The organism is Acidovorax benzenivorans, from assembly GCF_028680575.1.
Classification (GTDB): domain Bacteria; phylum Pseudomonadota; class Gammaproteobacteria; order Burkholderiales; family Burkholderiaceae_C; genus Acidovorax; species Acidovorax benzenivorans.
This window is the reverse complement of the sequence record NZ_JAPCKI010000003.1, coordinates 289,554-306,454: the sequence shown is the minus strand read 5'-3', so window position 1 is coordinate 306,454 and position 16,901 is coordinate 289,554. Positions and strand designations below refer to the sequence as shown.

Sequence of the window (16,901 nt, the reverse complement as noted above, 5' to 3'; positions counted from 1 at the left end):
CCCCTTATTTTTCTTTGCCGAACAGGCCGGCGGGGCGAATGAGAAGAACGATGACCATGATGACAAACACCACGGTGGAAGAGGCTTCGGGGTAGAACACCTTGGTGAAGCCTTCGATGACGCCCAGGCCCAGCCCGGTGAGGATGGAGCCCATGATGGAGCCCATGCCACCAATCACCACCACGGCAAACACCACGATGATGAGGTTCTGGCCCATGAGCGGTGTGACCTGGTACACAGGGGCCGCCAGCACGCCAGCGAAGGCCGCCAGCGCTGCGCCGAAGGCGTAGGTCAGGGTCACCATCACAGGCACGTTGATGCCGAAGGCTTCCACCAGACGTGGGTTTTCGGTGCCGGCGCGCAGGTACGCACCGAGCTTGGTTCTTTCGATCACATACCAGGTGGCCAGGCACACGACCACCGACGCCACAACCACCCAAGCCCGGTAGTTAGGCATGATCATGAAGCCGAGGTTGGTCGCGCCCTCCAACAACTCGGGCGTGTCGTAGCCCAGGCCCGACACGCCGTAGATAGAGCGGAACACGCCTTCGATCAGCAGCGTGAGACCCAGCGTGAGCAGCAGGCCGTACAGGTGATCGAGCTTGTAGATCCAGCGCAGCAGCAAGCGCTCGATCAGCACCCCGAACAACCCCACCGCCAGCGGCGCCAACACCAGCATCCACCAGTAGTTGATGCCGAAATAATTCATCGCCATCCAGGTCATCAGCGCTCCCGTCATGAACAGCGCCCCGTGCGCGAAGTTGATGACGTTGAGCAGGCCAAAGATCACGGCCAGCCCCAGGCTGAGAATTGCATAAAACGATCCGTTGACCAGCCCTAACAGGAGCTGGCTCAACAGGCCGGGCAATGAGACACCAAAGATTTCCATGGGAGGCAGCTGCAGGTGGTGGTGAAGGGGTCAGGTCGGGCGAGGAGAGGGTGTTTCGGGCAACCTCTACGAGCCCCGGATCAGCCCCAGGGCACGCGCGTACGCGCACCCTAGGGCGTTCTCTCTCAGAGGTTTACTTCCAGAGCGCGCACTTGCTCTCGGCTTTGGTGGTGAAAACGGAGTCACCAGGCAGCTTCTTGACCAGCTTGTAGTAGTCCCAAGGCTTGGTGGAGGCAGCAGGGGCTTTCACTTCCATCAGGTACATGTCATGCACATAGCGGCCGTCGGCGCGGATCTGGCCCGAGCCGAAGAAGTCGTTCATCTTCATGCCCTTCCAGGTCGTCATCACCTTGTCGGCGTCCACCGTCTTGGCGGCTTCCACGGCCTTGAGGTAGTTCATGGTGGCGGAGTAGTCAGCGGCCTGAATTTCGGTCGGCATGCGCTTGGCCTTTTCGAAGAACCTGGCGGCAAACTTGCGTGTGTCGTCGTTCAGGTCCCAGTACCAGCTGGTGGTGAACTGCAGGCCTTCGGTATTGCGCAGGCCCAAGCTGTGCACGTCGCTCAAGAAGATCAGCAGACCGGCCAGCTTCATGGTCTTGCCAATGCCGAACTCCTTAGCGGCCTTGATGGCATTGATGGTGTCGCCACCCGCATTGGCCAGGCCCAGGATCTGCGCCTTGGAGTTTTGCGCTTGCAGCAGGAAGGACGAGAAGTCCGACGCGTTCAGTGGATGGCGGACGCCACCGACCACGGTACCACCCTTGCCCTTGACCACGGTGCTGGTGTCGGCCTCCAGCGCATGGCCAAAGGCGTAGTCGGCAGTCAGGAAGTACCAGCTCTTGCCGCCCGTGTCGACAATGGCCGAACCGGTGCCTTTGGCAAGAGCGACCGTGTCATAGGCGTAGTGAACGGTATAGGGCGTGCACTGGTCGTTGGTCAGCGCCGAGCTGGCCGCACCATTGTTGATGTACACGCGCTTCTTCTCTGCAGCCACCTTTGCTGTAGCCAGCGCGGTGCCCGAGTTGGTGCCACCAAACACCATGGTCAGCCCCTGGGTGTCAATCCACTCGCGAGCCTTGGAGGCTGCGATGTCGGCCTTGTTCTGGTGGTCTGCGGTGAGCAGTTCGATGGGCATGCCCAGCACCTTGCCGCCAAAGTCGTCGATCGCCATCTGAATGGCCATCGCGCCGTTTTTGCCTTCCAAGTCCGCATACAGGCTGGACATGTCGGTGATGAAACCGATCTTGACCTTGTCTTGCGCGTGCGCGGCCGAGGTAGCCAGGCCGGCAGCGGCCAGCATCAGAGCCAGAGCTTTGAGTTGTTTCTTCATGGATTTGTCTCCTGTGGGTGTGGTGGAAGAAAACGGTGGGGGAAAGGTATCTACACGGGGCTCAGACGCCCAGCAGCTCCGTCAGCACGGGCATCTTTTCTTCAAGCTCGGAGGCCCCGAATTTCTCGACGATGCGGCCATGCTCCATGACGTAGAAACGGTCAGCCAGCGGCGCAGCAAACCGGAAGTTCTGCTCCACCATGACCACGGTGTAGCCCTTCTCGCGAAGCATCTTGATCATGCGGGCCAGTGCCTGCACGATGACCGGCGCGAGGCCTTCAGAAATCTCATCGAGCAGCAGCAGGTTGGCCCCGGTGCGCAGAATGCGGGCCACGGCCAGCATCTGCTGCTCGCCGCCCGACAGGCGTGTGCCCTGGCTGTTCTTGCGTTCTGCCAGGTTGGGGAACATGGCATAGATCTCCTGCACCGACATGCCGGGTGTGCCCGTTTTGAGGGCGGGCGGCAGCAGCAGGTTTTCTTCGCACGACAGGCTGGAGAAGATGCCACGCTCTTCGGGGCAGTAGCCTACGCCCAGATGCGCGATGCGGTGCGTGGGCATGTTCACGGTTTCTACGCCGTTGATCTTGACCGAGCCCTTGCGCGCGCCAGTCAGGCCCATGATGGCGCGCATGGTGGTGGTGCGGCCCGCGCCATTTCGGCCCAGCAGCGTGACCACCTCGCCCGGCTGGACGACGATGTCCACACCGTGCAGCACATGCGACTCGCCGTACCAGGCTTCGAGGTTCTTGATTTCGAGTGCGGGAACGCCAGCCATCAGTGCGCTCCCTGCAGTTGGCCGTCGGTCGTGCCCATGTAGGCTTCCATGACTTGGGGGTTATTGGAGACTTCTGCGTAGGGCCCTTCGGCAAGCACGGCGCCGCGCTGCAGCACGGTGATGCGGTCGGCTATTGTTGAGACCACCTTCATGTTGTGCTCCACCATCAGGATGGTGCGGCCCGCAGAGACCTTCTTGATGAGCTGGGTAACGCGGTCCACATCTTCGTGGCCCATGCCTTGCGTGGGCTCGTCCAGCAGCATCAGCTCGGGCTCCATCGACAGCGTGGTGGCGATCTCCAGCGCGCGTTTGCGGCCATAGGGCAGGTTCACAGTCACTTCATCGGCGAGGTCTTCCAGCCCCACCTCCGTCAGCAGTTGCATGGCACGGTCGTCGAGCTGGCGCAAGGTGCGCTCGCTGCGCCAGAAGTGGAACGACGTGCCCAGCTTGCGCTGCAGGCCCAGGCGCACGTTCTCGATGAGTGTGAGATGCGGGAACACGGCCGAGATCTGGAACGAGCGGATCACACCACGACGCGCAATCTGCGCGGGCTGCTCTCGCGTGATGTCGTGCCCGTTGAAGCGGATGACACCCGAGGTCGGCTCCAGGAACTTGGTGAGCAGGTTGAAGCACGTGGTCTTGCCCGCACCATTGGGACCGATCAGCGCATGGATGGAACCGCGCCGAACGGCCAGGTTCACATCGCTGACGGCAGTGAAGCCCTTGAACTCTTTGGTCAGGCTGTTGGTTTCAAGAATGACGTCGCTCATTGCGCCTTGGCCGCTCCGTAGGGTGCTGAAAAGAGGAGCCTTGCGACAAGGTCTCCAGGAAGATTGGATCGCAACGCATGGTATGTCTCCCTACCCTGCAGTAGATACTGGGACTAATGCCTATGTATAAATGCCTACGTACCCGCCCTGAGGTTCCACGGCTAAGTGGCGGCACCGGCACGTGCGGCGCGCCAGCGCTCAATCTGACGCTACACCAGACCTGGAGACCCGCATGCGCAGGTCGTGCAGCCCCGAACCCATCACTGACTTTTTGCTGACATCCCCAGCCTTTCACAGCGGATGCTTCCGCCGCGCCGGACGTGGGGCCGTCGCCCGGTTGCCCGGCGCTCGTCACCGCGCTCTACACTGACACGATGGCATCCCTACTCTCTTCCACGCCCACCCGGGGCGCGCCCCGCTCGCTCACGGGGCTGCTGCCATTTCTGCGCCCCTACCGGGCACGCATCGCGCTGTCGCTGGTGTTCCTGGTGCTGGCAGCGTTGGCCACACTGGCGTTTCCCATGGCACTGCGCAACCTCATTGATGGGGGGCTGGTCAGCGGCACCGGCGACCGGGGAGCACAGGCCATGGCACTTCGCGGACATTTTGAAGAACTGTTTGCCGTTGCCATGGCACTGGGCGGGTTTTCGGCCGCACGTTTTTACATGGTGAGTTGGCTGGGCGAGCGCGTCACCGCTGACCTGCGCAACGCTGTCTACAGCCATGTGCTGCAGCAAAGCCCGCAGTTCTTTGAGACCACACAGACCGGGGAGGTGCTCTCGCGGCTGACGTCCGACACGACGCTGGTGCAGACCGTGGTCGGCTCATCGCTGTCCATGGGGCTGCGCAATGCGGTTCTGGGCCTCGGCGCCCTGGTCATGCTGGTGTGGACGAATCCCTATGTGATGTCGGTGGTGCTACTGGCCGTGGTATTGGTGGTACTGCCCACGATGTGGATTGGGCGAAGGGTACGCCGACTGTCGCGCGACAGCCAGGACCGGGTGGCGGACTCTAGCGCCATCGCGGCAGAGGTGCTTAACGCCATCCCCGTGGTGCAGAGCTACACCGCAGAACCGCGCGAGGCCACGCGGTTTGCGCGGGCCACTGAGGACGCCTTTCACACGGCGGTCAAGCGCACCAAGGCGCGCGCCTTGCTTGTGGCCTTCATCATCATTGCCAACGCAGCCCTGCTGCTGTGGGGGCTATACCGTGGCACGGAAGCCGTGCTGGCCGGGCAGATGAGTGCGGGCCATCTGGGTCAGACCGTGGTGTACGTCATTCTGCTGGCGAGTGCGGTGGCGGTTCTGGGCGAGGTGTATGGGGATCTGCTGCGTGCCGCAGGTGCCACCGAGCGCTTGATGGAACTGCTGTCCAGCCGCTCACCCGTAGCAAATCCTGCGACGCCCAAACGGCTTCCAACCTCCGGGCAAGGCATGGAGGTGCAGTTTGACCAGGTCCAGTTTCACTACCCATCGCGCCCGGACCAACCAGCGCTACAGGACTTCTCGCTGCACCTGGCGCCCGGCGAGACCGTGGCACTGGTGGGCGCCAGCGGGGCAGGCAAAACCACGGTGTTTCAGTTGCTGCAGCGCTTTTATGACGTGGATGGAGACAGGGCGGCGGGTGCACAAGGTTCAGCAGGAGGACGCATTCTGTTGAACGGTGTGGACATCCGCGACCTGACGCTGGACTCGCTGCGAACCCATACGGGCACTGTGCCCCAGGATGCTGTGATCTTCTCCGCCTCTGCCATGGACAACATCCGCTACGGACGCCCCAACGCGTCCGACGAGGAGGTCAAGGCGGCCACCCAAGCCGCCTTTGCGCACGACTTCATCATGGCCCTGCCTGAGGGTTACCACACGTTTCTGGGCGAGCGGGGCGTGCGCCTGTCGGGCGGTCAGCGCCAGCGCATCGCCATCGCCCGTGCAATGCTCAAAAACCCACCCCTGTTGCTGCTGGACGAAGCCACCAGCGCCCTGGATGCAGAAAGCGAACGCATGGTGCAGGCAGCGCTGGACACTGCCATGCAGCGCCATACCGGCCGACGGACCACGCTGGTGATCGCCCATCGCCTAGCCACCGTGCAAAACGCGGACCGCATCGTGGTGCTGGACCATGGGCAGATCGTGGAGCAAGGCACACACAGCACGTTGCTGGCACAAGGCGGCGTGTATGCACGTCTGGCAGCGCTGCAGTTCACCACTTGATTCAGGTCCCCCGCCAGAAGGGGTCTGGATCCAGGGGACGGGCGCAATCGCTATTGCAGCGTCTCCTTGGCTGCCGCAGGCATGGGTAGAGGCATGACGGCAATGCCCTCGTCCAGCAATTGCAACGCCTCATGCGCGGTGGCCTGGCCACGAATGGCACGCTCCTGCACCTCACCATGGTGCATGCGCCTGGCCTCCTCGGCAAACCGGGGTCCCACATCCTCCGTACTGGCGACCATTTTTCGTGCCAGTTCCAGCCATGCGGCCTGCAGTACGGGGGACGGCATTGACGTCTCGGCCGAAGCACTGGAGACAGGATGCGCGGCGGACGGAAGGTTGGACGCAGCCACCAACGCGGCAGGTTCGCGCGCGCCCAGATTCAGGCGCGGTGCGCTCAAGCGCTTGTCGATGTGGTCGTCGGCACAAAAGGGGCACTGAACCAGGCCGCGCTGCTTCTGGCTCTGAAAGTCGTCTTCAGAACCAAACCAGCCTTCAAAGACATGGCCGTGCTGACATTGGAGATCCAGTACCTTCATATCAAGCATCGTACGCCGGTGAGCACAATCCAGTGATCAACGCCATCGGGTACATCAAGGTGCAGGGTTACATTCAGAATGTGCTTACCCAAATAGGTGAGCCTACAGTCGGCAAGAGCCCTTAAAGCTTGGTCGCCGGACTCCGCACCGAATCGACCACTGCATCAGCCGTGGCGGCGCAACAGATACCGATAGACGAACCCGGGGAAAGCCAACGTGAGAAACATGGTGCCGGTGATGGCGTAAAACTCCCAGCCCTGCGGTGCAATCTGGCCTGCACGACGCTCCAGCAACAAGGCCAACCCGCCCACCAAAAAGTACAGCAGGATCAACTCAGCCAAGCGCCCTACCAAAGGCTTGCCAGTAGCCGCAACCGGGCCCATCACCAGCCAGCGCTGGTTGACGAAGGGCAGGTTGGCGGCAATCAGCGCCGCCACAATCACAAGCCAAACCGAACCGGTAAGTGACACAGAGGAACTGATCGAGGCAGTAGATTGGGAATGAGAGCAGCAGCCCGCGCGATGTATGCGCTTGCGCTACCGGTCAGGTCGCCAGTGCGCGCACCACTGCGTCGGCACACAGGGCCATCAAACCACCTGGCAATAGGCCCAACACCAGCACCAGCGCACCGTTGATGGTCAACACCACGCGCACATCGGCGGGTGCCGACACGCTGGTTGCAGTCAAGGGCGCATCGAAATACATGACCTTCACCACCCGCAGGTAGTAAAACGCACCAATCAACGACATGATCACGGCAAACACGGCCATTGCGATGTAGATCGTCTGGCCCGAAGCCACCAGGGCCTGCAAGACTGCCAATTTGGCGTAGAAACCCACCAACGGAGGAATACCAGCCATCGAGAACAGGCAGACAGCCATCACACCTGCGTACAGGGGGCTGCGTTGGTTGAGACCTGCGAAATCGGAGATTTCTTCGCTCTCAAAACCTTCCCGGGCCAGCAGCAGGATCACGCCAAAGGCTGCCAGGGTGGTCAGCACATAGGTGATGACGTAGAACATGGAGGCGCTGTAAGCGTTCTCCACCGCAGTGGCATCCACATTGCCATTGATCACACCCGACATCAGGCCCAGCAACACAAAACCCATTTGGGAAATGGTGGAGTACGCCAGCATCCGCTTGAGGTTGGTCTGCGCGATGGCAGCCAGGTTACCGACCAGTAGCGAGCCAATCGCCAGCACAGCCAGCATCTGCTGCCAGTCAATGGCCAAAGGCAGCAGACCATCCACGAGCAAACGGATGGTGATGGCAAACGCGGCCAGCTTGGGCGCACCACCAATCATCAACGTCACGGCCGTAGGCGCGCCCTGGTACACATCGGGAATCCACATGTGGAAGGGCACCACGCCCAGCTTGAAGGCCAGGCCCGCCACCACAAACACCAAGCCAAACACCAGCACCTGGTGCTTGATCTGACCGGAGTTGACAGCCTTGAACACCTGGCCAATGTCCAGCGAGCCTGTGGCGCCATAAACCATGGACAAGCCATAAAGCAGAAAGCCGCTGGCCATAGCACCCAGCACAAAATACTTCATCGCTGCTTCTGTGGCGGTGGCGTTGTCTCGACGCAATGCCACGAGGGCATAGCTCGACAATGTCAGCAACTCAAGTCCCAGGTAGATCACCAGGAAGTTGTTACCCGAAATCATGATGAACATGCCGAGCAAGGCAAACATGGACAACGTGAAGAGCTCGCCACCCCGCAACATGTCACGGTCAGCCGCATAGGGGCGGCCATACACCAGGGTGGCCATCATGGCCACAGTGGCAAAACACTTGAGCCAGTTGCCCATGGCGTCGCTCACCACCATGTTGCCGAAGCCATAGAAGGTATTGCCGCTGCTGGCGTACATAGCCTGCAGGGCGGCCACCACGGCCAGCGTGAGCATGGTCAGCACATAGGTACTGGTACGGCGGGGGCTGCGAACACCCAGATCGACCAGCGCAATCACGCAGGCCATCGTCAACAGCACAATTTCGGGGTAAATCGCTAGCCAGCTGATGTTGTCAATCATCTCGAATCTCTCAGTTCAGTCTGGTCTGTTCAGTTCAGCTTGGTCAGCGCCACATGCTTGAGCAGTTCTGCCACCGAGGTGTCCATCACGTCGGTGAAAGGACGGGGGTAAAGACCCATGGCCAGCACCGCAATGCCCAGCACCGCCAGCACCAGGAACTCACGGCTGTCGATGTCCGTCAAGCCCTTGACGTTGTCGTTGCCCACAGGGCCCAGGTACACGCGCTTGAACATCCACAGGGTGTAAGCGGCACCAAAAATCAGCGCAGTAGCGGCGGCCAGTCCAATCCAGAAGTTGGCTTTGACGGCTCCGAGGATCACCATCCACTCGCCCACAAAACCGGCCGTTCCCGGCAAGCCACAGTTGGCCATCGCAAACAACAGCGCAAATGCCGTGAAGTTGGGCATCGTGTTGACCACGCCGCCATAGGCTGCGATCTCGCGAGAATGCACGCGGTCGTACAACACGCCAATCGACAGGAACATTGCGCCTGACACGAAACCGTGCGCAATCATCTGGACCAGGCCGCCCGATACGCCAAGGTCGTTGAAGATGAAGAAGCCCAGGGTCACAAATCCCATGTGCGCCACCGACGAATAGGCCACCAGCTTCTTCATGTCCTTCTGGACCATGGCCACCAGGCCCACATAGATCACAGCGATCAGCGACAAAGCAATCATCAACCAAGCCCACTGCCGCGCGGCGTCAGGGGCAATGGGTAGCGAAAATCGCAGGAAACCATAGGCACCCAGCTTCAGCATGATGGCGGCCAACACCGCAGAACCGCCAGTGGGAGCCTCCACGTGCACGTCGGGCAGCCAAGTGTGGACGGGCCACATGGGCACTTTCACGGCGAAGGCGGCAAAGAAGGCAAAGAACAACAAGGTCTGCGCCCGGCCGCTCAGAGGCAATTGGTGCCAGGTCGCGATATCGAAGCTGCCACCCGACTGGTTGTACAGGTAGATCAGCGCGATCAGCATCATCAGAGACCCAAGCAAGGTGTACAAGAAGAACTTGAACGCTGCGTAGATCTTGTTCGGTCCCCCCCAGATACCGATGATGAGGTACATCGGAATCAGCGTCGCCTCGAAGAACACGTAAAACAGAATGCCGTCGAGTGCACTGAACACGCCGATCATGAGCCCCGAAAGGATCAGGAAAGCGCCCATGTACTGATTCACGCGCTCGGTGATGGACTCCCAAGAGGCAATCACCACGATCACGGTAATGAAAGCTGTAAGCGGTACGAACCAGAAGGAAATGCCGTCCACCCCAAGGTGGTAGTGGACATTGAAGCGCTCGATCCAGTCGGCCTTCTCCACAAACTGCATAGCTGCCGTACCCAGCTTGAAGCCGTCGTACAGAGGCAAGGTGACCAAGAACCCGATAAGGGCACCCACCAGCGCCAGCCAGCGTACGGCGCGCGCATGCTCATCACGTCCTATGGCGAGTAAGAGCACGCCGAACGCAATCGGTGTCCAGATTGCAAGACTCAACAGACCCATTTGTTGTTTTCCTTATTTGATGAGCTGCATGAAAACATCGCCCCAGACAAACCAGGTCATCAGTGCGAATACACCCAGGATCATCACCAGCGCATAGTGGAAGATAAAGCCCGACTGCATCCAACGGACGATGCCAGACACTCCACGCACAAGTTTCCAAGAACCATTGACCAAGGCACCATCGATTACCGCCTGGTCTCCGCCCTTCCAGAGCCCTACGCCCAGAGCACGTGCGCCACGGGCCAGAATGTTCTCATTGATCCAGTCGAGGTAATACTTGTTTTCAAGTAACGTGTAGATGGGCTGTACGCGCGCTTTGATCGCGGCGGGCAACGCAGGATTGATCATGTACATGTAGTACGACAGAGCCACACCCGCCAACGCGAGCCAGAACGGTGCCGTCTGCAAACCATGCAATGCCATGGCCCAGGCGCTGTGGAAATGCTCTGTCATGTGCGCCATGGAGGGGTGCTTGGCCGCATCTACAAAGATGACATCCTTGAAGAAGTCACCAAACAGCATGGGCTGGATGAACAGAAAACCCACAACAACCGAAGGAATGGCCAACAACACCAGAGGTACGGTCACCACCCATGGAGACTCGTGCGGCTCGTGGTGCTCGTCATGGCCGTGGCCATGGTGATCGTCGTGGTGCGCGTCCGGGTTCTGGTCATAACGCTCCTTGCCATGGAACACCAGGAAGTACATCCGGAAGGAGTAGAACGCGGTGATGAAAACGCCCGCCAGCACCGCGAAATGCGCAAACCCAGCCGCAGGCAGATGGCTGAAGTGCACAGCCTCAATGATGCTGTCCTTGGAGTAAAAGCCCGAGAACAGCGGGGTGCCGATCAGCGCCATGGAGCCCAGCAGCGAAGTGATCCACGTGATGGGCATGTATTTGCGCACCCCGCCCATCCAGCGGATGTCCTGGTTGTGGTGCATACCCATGATGACCGAGCCTGCCCCCAGGAACAACAAGGCCTTGAAAAACGCATGGGTCATCAGATGGAACACAGCCACCGAGTAGGCCGAGGCGCCAAGCGCCACAGTCATGTAGCCCAGTTGCGACAGCGTCGAGTACGCCACCACACGCTTGATGTCGTTCTGGATGATGCCCAGGAAACCCATGAACAGTGCCGTGATAGCGCCGATCACCAGGATGAAATTGAGCGCAGTGTCAGATAGCTCGAACAGCGGCGACATGCGCGACACCATGAAGATGCCGGCCGTCACCATGGTGGCGGCGTGAATCAGCGCGGAGATGGGGGTGGGACCCTCCATCGAATCAGGCAGCCAGACGTGCAGAGGAAACTGTGCCGACTTGCCCATGGCGCCGATGAACAGGCAGATGCAGATCACGGTGACGAGCATCCAGCTGGTTCCGGGGAACGACAGTGCGCCCAAGTCGCCTGCCTTGGCGAAGATCTCGCCATAGTTCAAGGTGCCGGTATAGGCCGCGATCAGGCCAATGCCCAGAATGAAACCAAAGTCACCCACTCGATTGACCAGGAATGCCTTCATGTTCGCAAAGATGGCGGAAGGTTTGTTGAACCAGAACCCGATGAGCAGATAGGACACCAGCCCCACAGCCTCCCAGCCGAAGAACAGTTGCAGCAGGTTGTTGCTCATGACCAGCATGAGCATGGAGAACGTGAACAACGAGATATAGGCAAAAAAGCGGTTGTAGCCCTCGTCCTCTTCCATGTAGCCGATGGTGTAGAGGTGAACCATTAGCGACACGAAGGTCACCACCACCATCATCATCGCTGTGAGGCTGTCGATCAGGAAACCCACCTCCATCTTCAAGCCCCCCACCACCATCCAGGTGTAGAGGGTTTCATTGAAGCGGGCACCATCCAGCGCAACACTCTTGAGCGTCATTGCCGAAAGGATGAATGCAATCAGCACCCCGAGGATGGTCAGGGTGTGACTCAGGCGACGGCCGATCCAGTTACCACCAAAGGTCGTACCGAAGACGCCGGCCAGCACGGCGCCCGCCAGCGGTGCCAACGGCACAGCCAGGAGCGTTGAAGCAGAGAGGGTTTGACTCATTCTTGAGAACCTTGGGAATACTCGTGACCCATCAACCCTTGAGGGTGTTGAGGTCTTCCGCGTTGATACTGGATTTGTTGCGGAACAGCAGCACCAGGATGGCCAGGCCGATCGCCGATTCAGCGGCGGCCACGGTCAGGATAAAGAACACGAACACCTGACCGTGCATATCTCCCAGGTAGTGGGAGAACGCCACGAAGTTCATGTTCACCGCCAGCAGCATGAGCTCGATCGCCATCAGCAGCACGATCAGGTTCTTGCGATTCAGGAAGATGCCGATCACAGCCAGAGCAAACAGCATTGCGCCCAGCGACAGAAAGTGGCCCAGAGTCAATGTCATGCTTTTTTCTCCTCGGCGGCAGCTTGCACCGGCTCCTCGGCAGCAGCTTTTTGGGTAGCAGCCACCTTGATCACCGTCAGACGATCAGCAGCGCGTACACGGATCTGCGATGCAGGATTGATGGCCTTGCTGTCCTTGCGCTGGCGCAGTGTCAATGCAATGGCTGCGACCATCGCAACCAGAAGAATGACTGCAGCGATCTCAACGGGATACAGGTACTCGGTGTACAGCAGTTTGCCCAGCGCCTTGGTATTTGAATATTGCACCACATGCCCTGCAGCATCCACCACCGCCGCAACCGCCTTGGGTTCGTCAATGCTGCGGAAACCGCCCATCAACACAGCCGCCATTTCAAGAGCGATCAGGGCACCCACCGTGGCTGCCAATGGGAAATGCTTCCAGAATCCTTTGCGCACGGTATCGATGTGGATGTCCAACATCATCACCACGAACAGGAAGAGCACCATGACCGCGCCCAGGTACACCAGCACCAGCGCGATAGCCAGGAACTCCGCCTTGAGCAACAGCCAGACAGCCGCTGCCTGCGAGAACGCAAGGATGAGGTACAGCACCGCATGCACAGGGTTGCGTGCAGTGATCACCCGGAAGGCTGCAAACAGCAGCACCACCGAAAAGAGATAAAAGAAACCAGTCTTGGCGTCCATGAATCGGGTCTTTATAGAAAATCTGGCAAAGAGGCTGAACCCTGCACCGCTCAGCGGTACTTGGCGTCTGCAGCCTTGGCTGCCGCAATTTCACCTTCGTACCGGTCGCCCACGGCCAAGAGCATGTCCTTCGTGAAATACAAATCACCACGCTTTTCACCGTGATATTCCAAGATGTGCGTCTCGACGATCGAATCCACCGGGCAGCTTTCTTCGCAAAAGCCACAGAAGATGCACTTGGTCAGGTCGATGTCGTAGCGCGTGGTCCTACGCGAACCGTCAGCACGCACATCCGATTCGATGGTGATGGCCATCGCGGGGCATACGGCCTCGCACAGCTTGCAAGCAATGCAACGCTCCTCGCCGTTGTCATAACGGCGCAGTGCATGCAGGCCACGAAAACGCGGCGACAAAGGCGTCTTCTCTTCGGGGAACTGCACGGTCACCTTGCGGCGAAATGCATAGCGGCCGGTCAGGGCCATCCCTTTGAGCAACTCCACGAGCATGAAGCTCTTGAAGAAATCCTTGAACGAAAAAGGTGCAGCAGCAGCAACAGCAGTCATTTGTGTCCCCGCCTATTTCCAGATATTCCAAGGCGAGAGCAACCACCCGCCGACAAACAACAAGTACACCAACGTGACCGGAATGAAGATCTTCCAGCCCAGGCGCATGATCTGGTCATAGCGGAATCGGGGGAAGGTTGCCCGGATCCAGATAAACATGGATACCACGAGGAAGGTCTTGAGCCCCAGCCAGATCCAGCCTGGAACCCAGTTGAACACGGCACTGTCGATCGGGGGCAGCCACCCCCCCAGGAACATGAGAGCGGCCAGAATGGATACGAGCCACATGCTGGCGTACTCCGCCAGGAAGAAGATAGCGAAACCCATGCCCGAATACTCGACCATGTGACCCGCCACGATTTCCGCTTCGCCTTCGACGACGTCAAAGGGGTGGCGGTTGGTTTCTGCCACGCCCGAGATCAAGTACACGAGGAAAATCGGCAGCAGAGGCAGCCAGTTCCAGGAAAGGAAGGTCAGACCTTTGTCTGCGGCCATACCCCTGCCCTGCCCCAGCACAATTTCGGTCAGGTTCATACTGCCCGACACCATGATCACGACGAGGAAACAGAACCCCATCGCGATTTCGTAGCTCACCATCTGTGCCGACGCACGCAGCGCGCCCAAGAATGCGTACTTGGAGTTGGAGGCCCAGCCAGCGATGATCACGCCATAAACCTCAATGGAGGTGATGGCCATGACCAGCAGCAGACCAGCATTTACATTGGCCAAAGCCACATCGGGACCAAAAGGAATCGCCACCCAGGCAGCCAAGGCGGGCATGATGGCCATGACGGGGCCCAGTACAAACAAGCCCTTGCTGGCAGCCGTGGGCTGGATGATTTCCTTGGTCAGCAGCTTCAGAGCGTCAGCGATAGGCTGCAACAGTCCCATGGGCCCCACGCGGTTGGGGCCATGACGCACCTGCATGAAGCCCAGCAGCTTGCGCTCCCACAACGTGAGGTACGCCACAGCACCCATGAGCGGCGCCAGGATGCAGACGATCTTGATCAGTATCCAAAGCACCGGCCAGACAATGCCGGTCCACCAGCCAAAGGAGAGCAGGTTCAGGCCCGCGTTGTAGATCGCGTCGATCATGCGGCCACTCCTTCGCGTGCCATGCGCGCGTCGGCAGTGAGCTGCAGCGACGTGGAACGGCGCACCAGCCCGTCCAGTTGATAGATGGAAGCCACGACAGGTTCACCAACCGCTGCAGTCGCAGCAGGCACCGCCTTCACGGCATTTGACAGTTGTTCCGTCGGCACTTGCGTGACCGTTCCGGCAGGGGCATTGGTGGCACGGGCCAGCACGTCCTGCGAGGTTTCAAAATCGAAGCCTGGCACACCCAGCAAATTGGCCAGCACGCGCAGGACCTTCCATGCGGGGCGAGTATCCCCCAAGGGGCGCACCACGGCATGGAAGCTCTGTATGCGGCCTTCGGCGTTGACAAAGCTGCCCGATGTTTCCGTAAATGGAGCAATTGGCAACAGAACGTCACTGAACTCCATATTGGCCTTGAAGGGACTGAAAGTGACCACCATCTCTGCACCAGCAAGGGCAACTGCCGCCTGAGCACCCGCAGCGGAATCATGAACCGGCTCGGTGTTCAGCAACAAGGCAGCCTTCAAACCACCGGAGAGCATTTGAGCCGCATTCAGACCACCGCTGACGGGGTGAGTACCCGCAAACTGCGCGCCCACTGTGTTGGCCGCTTCTGTCAGGTAACCGACGGTGGCGCCGGTGTTCTCGGCAATCCAGTTGGCCAATGCCAACAATTGCGTAGCTTGCACATGGTGAGCGGCCGCATTGCCCAGCAACACAGCCTTGCGCTCGCCACCGAGCAGCGAACGAGCAATGGCTTGGGCAACGTCGTTGGCAGCAGCAGCACCTTGCGGAGCGGGGACACCCTTTTCCTTGGCGATGGCAGAAGCAATACCTCCGAGCGTCTGTACCCATTCGCCAGCACCCTGCGCCACAAACTCCTGCACCGGCATGGCCCAGTCATGGGTCACCGAAGCGATGGCACTGACCTGGCAGCCATGACGGGCGGCTTGGCGGATGCGCTGCGCAAACAGTGGATGGTCCTTGCGCAGGTTGGAGCCCACGACCAGCACGCGCTGCAGCGTGGACAACGAAGCGATAGACGTGCCGAGCCAGCGAATGCCTTCAGGAGCAGCGAACTCGGCGTTACGCAGGCGATAGTCGATGTTGTCGCTGCCAAGGCCGCGCACCAGGGCGCTGGCCAGATAGAGCTCTTCGACCGTGCTGTGCGGACTCACCAGCGCGCCAATGCTACCGGCGCCGTGGTCGTTCTTGATGTTCTTGAGGCCATTGGCCACATATTCCAGCGCAGTCTGCCAGTCAACTTCTTTCCACACCCCGCCCTGCTTGAGCATGGGCTGGGTCAGACGGTCATCACCATTGAGCGATTCGTACGAAAAACGGTCACGGTCTGCAATCCAGCATTCGTTGACGGCCTCGTTTTCATACGGCACCACGCGCATGACCTTGTGGTTCTTGACTTGAACAATCAGGTTGGCACCGGTGGAATCATGTGGACTCACCGAGCGGCGGCGTGACAACTCCCAGGTACGGGCGCTGTAACGGAAAGGCTTGCTGGTCAACGCACCCACGGGGCAGATGTCGATCATGTTGCCCGACAGCTCAGAATCCACCGTGTCGCCGGTGACCGTGGTGATTTCGGAATGCTCACCGCGATGGATCATGCCGAGTTCCATCACACCGGCCACTTCCTGACCGAAACGCACGCAGCGGGTGCAGTGGATGCAGCGGCTCATTTCCTGCATGGAAATCAGAGGCCCCACATCCTTAACAGGCACCACACGCTTTTCTTCCTCATAGCGCGAAGAGGAACCACCATAGCCCACGGCCAGGTCTTGCAACTGGCACTCGCCACCTTGGTCGCAGATGGGGCAATCCAGAGGGTGGTTGATGAGCAAAAACTCCATGACCGACTGCTGCGCCTTGATGGCTTTGTCGCTCTTGGTGCGCACGATCATGCCTTGCGTGACCGGTGTGGCGCAGGCTGGCATGGGCTTCGGAGCCTTCTCCACGTCCACCAGGCACATGCGGCAGTTGGCGGCGATCGAAAGCTTCTTGTGGTAGCAGAAATGCGGAATGTAAGTGCCAGCCTTTTCGGCTGCATGCATCACCATGCAGCCTTCGGCGACTTCTACTTTCTGACCGTCCAGTTCAATTTCAACCATATGTT

General features: G+C 59.7%; 15 protein-coding genes. 1 reads left to right on the top strand and 14 read right to left on the bottom strand.

The window, feature by feature from the left end:
* Positions 1 to 4: 4 nt before the first annotated feature.
* The 4 genes from OIN59_RS07300 to OIN59_RS07285 all read right to left on the bottom strand — a co-directional run bounded on the left by OIN59_RS07300 (position 5) and on the right by OIN59_RS07285 (position 3,764).
* Positions 5 to 889 (bottom strand): branched-chain amino acid ABC transporter permease, encoded by an 885-nt coding sequence (locus OIN59_RS07300; protein WP_274108705.1) that lies wholly within the window; start codon positions 887 to 889, stop codon positions 5 to 7.
* A gap of 133 nt (positions 890 to 1,022) precedes the next feature.
* Positions 1,023 to 2,219 carry an ABC transporter substrate-binding protein gene (locus tag OIN59_RS07295; RefSeq protein ID WP_274108703.1) on the bottom strand — a complete coding sequence of 399 codons (1,197 nt, stop codon included), beginning with the start codon at positions 2,217 to 2,219 and terminating at the stop codon, positions 1,023 to 1,025.
* Between the two features lie 61 nt (positions 2,220 to 2,280).
* A complete protein-coding gene (locus OIN59_RS07290; RefSeq protein ID WP_274108701.1) occupies positions 2,281 to 2,994 on the bottom strand; it encodes an ABC transporter ATP-binding protein in 714 nt (237 codons plus the stop codon).
* Complete coding sequence (locus OIN59_RS07285; protein WP_015013285.1) at positions 2,994 to 3,764, bottom strand: ABC transporter ATP-binding protein; 771 nt, start codon at positions 3,762 to 3,764, stop codon at positions 2,994 to 2,996. The genes OIN59_RS07290 and OIN59_RS07285 overlap by 1 nt, the downstream gene beginning before the upstream one ends.
* 374 nt (positions 3,765 to 4,138) lie before the next feature.
* On the opposite strand from OIN59_RS07285, the gene OIN59_RS07280 reads away from it, so the two are divergent.
* On the top strand, positions 4,139 to 5,974 hold the full coding sequence (locus tag OIN59_RS07280; RefSeq protein ID WP_274108698.1) for an ABC transporter transmembrane domain-containing protein: 1,836 nt from the start codon (positions 4,139 to 4,141) through the stop codon (positions 5,972 to 5,974).
* Between the two features lie 50 nt (positions 5,975 to 6,024).
* On the opposite strand, the gene OIN59_RS07275 is transcribed toward OIN59_RS07280, so the two are convergent.
* The 10 genes from OIN59_RS07275 to nuoG all read right to left on the bottom strand — a co-directional run bounded on the left by OIN59_RS07275 (position 6,025) and on the right by nuoG (position 16,896).
* On the bottom strand, positions 6,025 to 6,510 hold the full coding sequence (locus tag OIN59_RS07275) for a DUF1178 family protein (RefSeq protein ID WP_274108696.1): 486 nt from the start codon (positions 6,508 to 6,510) through the stop codon (positions 6,025 to 6,027).
* Positions 6,511 to 6,674: 164 nt separating this feature from the next.
* The gene (locus OIN59_RS07270; protein WP_274108694.1) at positions 6,675 to 6,980 is read right to left on the bottom strand and encodes a DUF2818 family protein; all 306 of its coding nucleotides are present in this window, start codon (positions 6,978 to 6,980) and stop codon (positions 6,675 to 6,677) included.
* A gap of 73 nt (positions 6,981 to 7,053) precedes the next feature.
* On the bottom strand, positions 7,054 to 8,547 hold the full coding sequence (gene nuoN, locus OIN59_RS07265) for an NADH-quinone oxidoreductase subunit NuoN (RefSeq protein WP_274108692.1): 1,494 nt from the start codon (positions 8,545 to 8,547) through the stop codon (positions 7,054 to 7,056).
* 29 nt (positions 8,548 to 8,576) lie between these two features.
* Positions 8,577 to 10,052 carry an NADH-quinone oxidoreductase subunit M gene (locus tag OIN59_RS07260; RefSeq protein ID WP_274108690.1) on the bottom strand — a complete coding sequence of 492 codons (1,476 nt, stop codon included), beginning with the start codon at positions 10,050 to 10,052 and terminating at the stop codon, positions 8,577 to 8,579.
* Positions 10,053 to 10,064: 12 nt separating this feature from the next.
* Positions 10,065 to 12,104, bottom strand: coding sequence for an NADH-quinone oxidoreductase subunit L (nuoL, locus tag OIN59_RS07255; RefSeq protein ID WP_274108688.1), 2,040 nt, complete (start codon positions 12,102 to 12,104; stop codon positions 10,065 to 10,067).
* A 31-nt stretch (positions 12,105 to 12,135) separates the two neighbouring features.
* Positions 12,136 to 12,444 (bottom strand): NADH-quinone oxidoreductase subunit NuoK, encoded by a 309-nt coding sequence (gene nuoK, locus OIN59_RS07250; RefSeq protein WP_005793248.1) that lies wholly within the window; start codon positions 12,442 to 12,444, stop codon positions 12,136 to 12,138.
* Entirely contained in the window at positions 12,441 to 13,109 is a 669-nt protein-coding gene (locus tag OIN59_RS07245) for an NADH-quinone oxidoreductase subunit J (RefSeq protein WP_274108683.1), read from the bottom strand. The genes nuoK and OIN59_RS07245 overlap by 4 nt, the downstream gene beginning before the upstream one ends.
* Before the next feature lie 50 nt (positions 13,110 to 13,159).
* A complete protein-coding gene (nuoI, locus tag OIN59_RS07240; protein ID WP_274108680.1) occupies positions 13,160 to 13,672 on the bottom strand; it encodes an NADH-quinone oxidoreductase subunit NuoI in 513 nt (170 codons plus the stop codon).
* Positions 13,673 to 13,684: 12 nt separating this feature from the next.
* On the bottom strand, positions 13,685 to 14,767 hold the full coding sequence (gene nuoH / locus OIN59_RS07235; protein WP_274108678.1) for an NADH-quinone oxidoreductase subunit NuoH: 1,083 nt from the start codon (positions 14,765 to 14,767) through the stop codon (positions 13,685 to 13,687).
* Positions 14,764 to 16,896: an NADH-quinone oxidoreductase subunit NuoG gene (gene nuoG / locus OIN59_RS07230; protein WP_274108675.1), complete on the bottom strand. Its 2,133-nt coding sequence runs from the start codon at positions 16,894 to 16,896 to the stop codon at positions 14,764 to 14,766. Before nuoG ends, nuoH begins: the two co-directional genes overlap by 4 nt.
* Between the last annotated feature and the right edge of the window lie 5 nt (positions 16,897 to 16,901).

Bases quoted from the DNA above. Each gene is read 5' to 3' on its own strand.
- OIN59_RS07260 (WP_274108690.1), bottom strand. From the start codon at position 10,052: ATGGGTCTGTTGAGTCTTGCAATCTGGACACCGATTGCGTTCGGCGTG.
- nuoL (WP_274108688.1), bottom strand. From the start codon at position 12,104: ATGAGTCAAACCCTCTCTGCTTCAACGCTCCTGGCTGTGCCGTTGGCA.
- OIN59_RS07285 (WP_015013285.1), bottom strand. From the start codon at position 3,764: ATGAGCGACGTCATTCTTGAAACCAACAGCCTGACCAAAGAGTTCAAG.
- nuoI (WP_274108680.1), bottom strand. From the start codon at position 13,672: ATGACTGCTGTTGCTGCTGCTGCACCTTTTTCGTTCAAGGATTTCTTC.
- OIN59_RS07275 (WP_274108696.1), bottom strand. From the start codon at position 6,510: ATGAAGGTACTGGATCTCCAATGTCAGCACGGCCATGTCTTTGAAGGC.
- OIN59_RS07295 (WP_274108703.1), bottom strand. From the start codon at position 2,219: ATGAAGAAACAACTCAAAGCTCTGGCTCTGATGCTGGCCGCTGCCGGC.
- OIN59_RS07245 (WP_274108683.1), bottom strand. From the start codon at position 13,109: ATGGACGCCAAGACTGGTTTCTTTTATCTCTTTTCGGTGGTGCTGCTG.
- OIN59_RS07290 (WP_274108701.1), bottom strand. From the start codon at position 2,994: ATGGCTGGCGTTCCCGCACTCGAAATCAAGAACCTCGAAGCCTGGTAC.
- nuoG (WP_274108675.1), bottom strand. From the start codon at position 16,896: ATGGTTGAAATTGAACTGGACGGTCAGAAAGTAGAAGTCGCCGAAGGC.
- OIN59_RS07300 (WP_274108705.1), bottom strand. From the start codon at position 889: ATGGAAATCTTTGGTGTCTCATTGCCCGGCCTGTTGAGCCAGCTCCTG.
- nuoK (WP_005793248.1), bottom strand. From the start codon at position 12,444: ATGACATTGACTCTGGGCCACTTTCTGTCGCTGGGCGCAATGCTGTTT.
- nuoN (WP_274108692.1), bottom strand. From the start codon at position 8,547: ATGATTGACAACATCAGCTGGCTAGCGATTTACCCCGAAATTGTGCTG.
- nuoH (WP_274108678.1), bottom strand. From the start codon at position 14,767: ATGATCGACGCGATCTACAACGCGGGCCTGAACCTGCTCTCCTTTGGC.
- OIN59_RS07280 (WP_274108698.1), top strand. From the start codon at position 4,139: ATGGCATCCCTACTCTCTTCCACGCCCACCCGGGGCGCGCCCCGCTCG.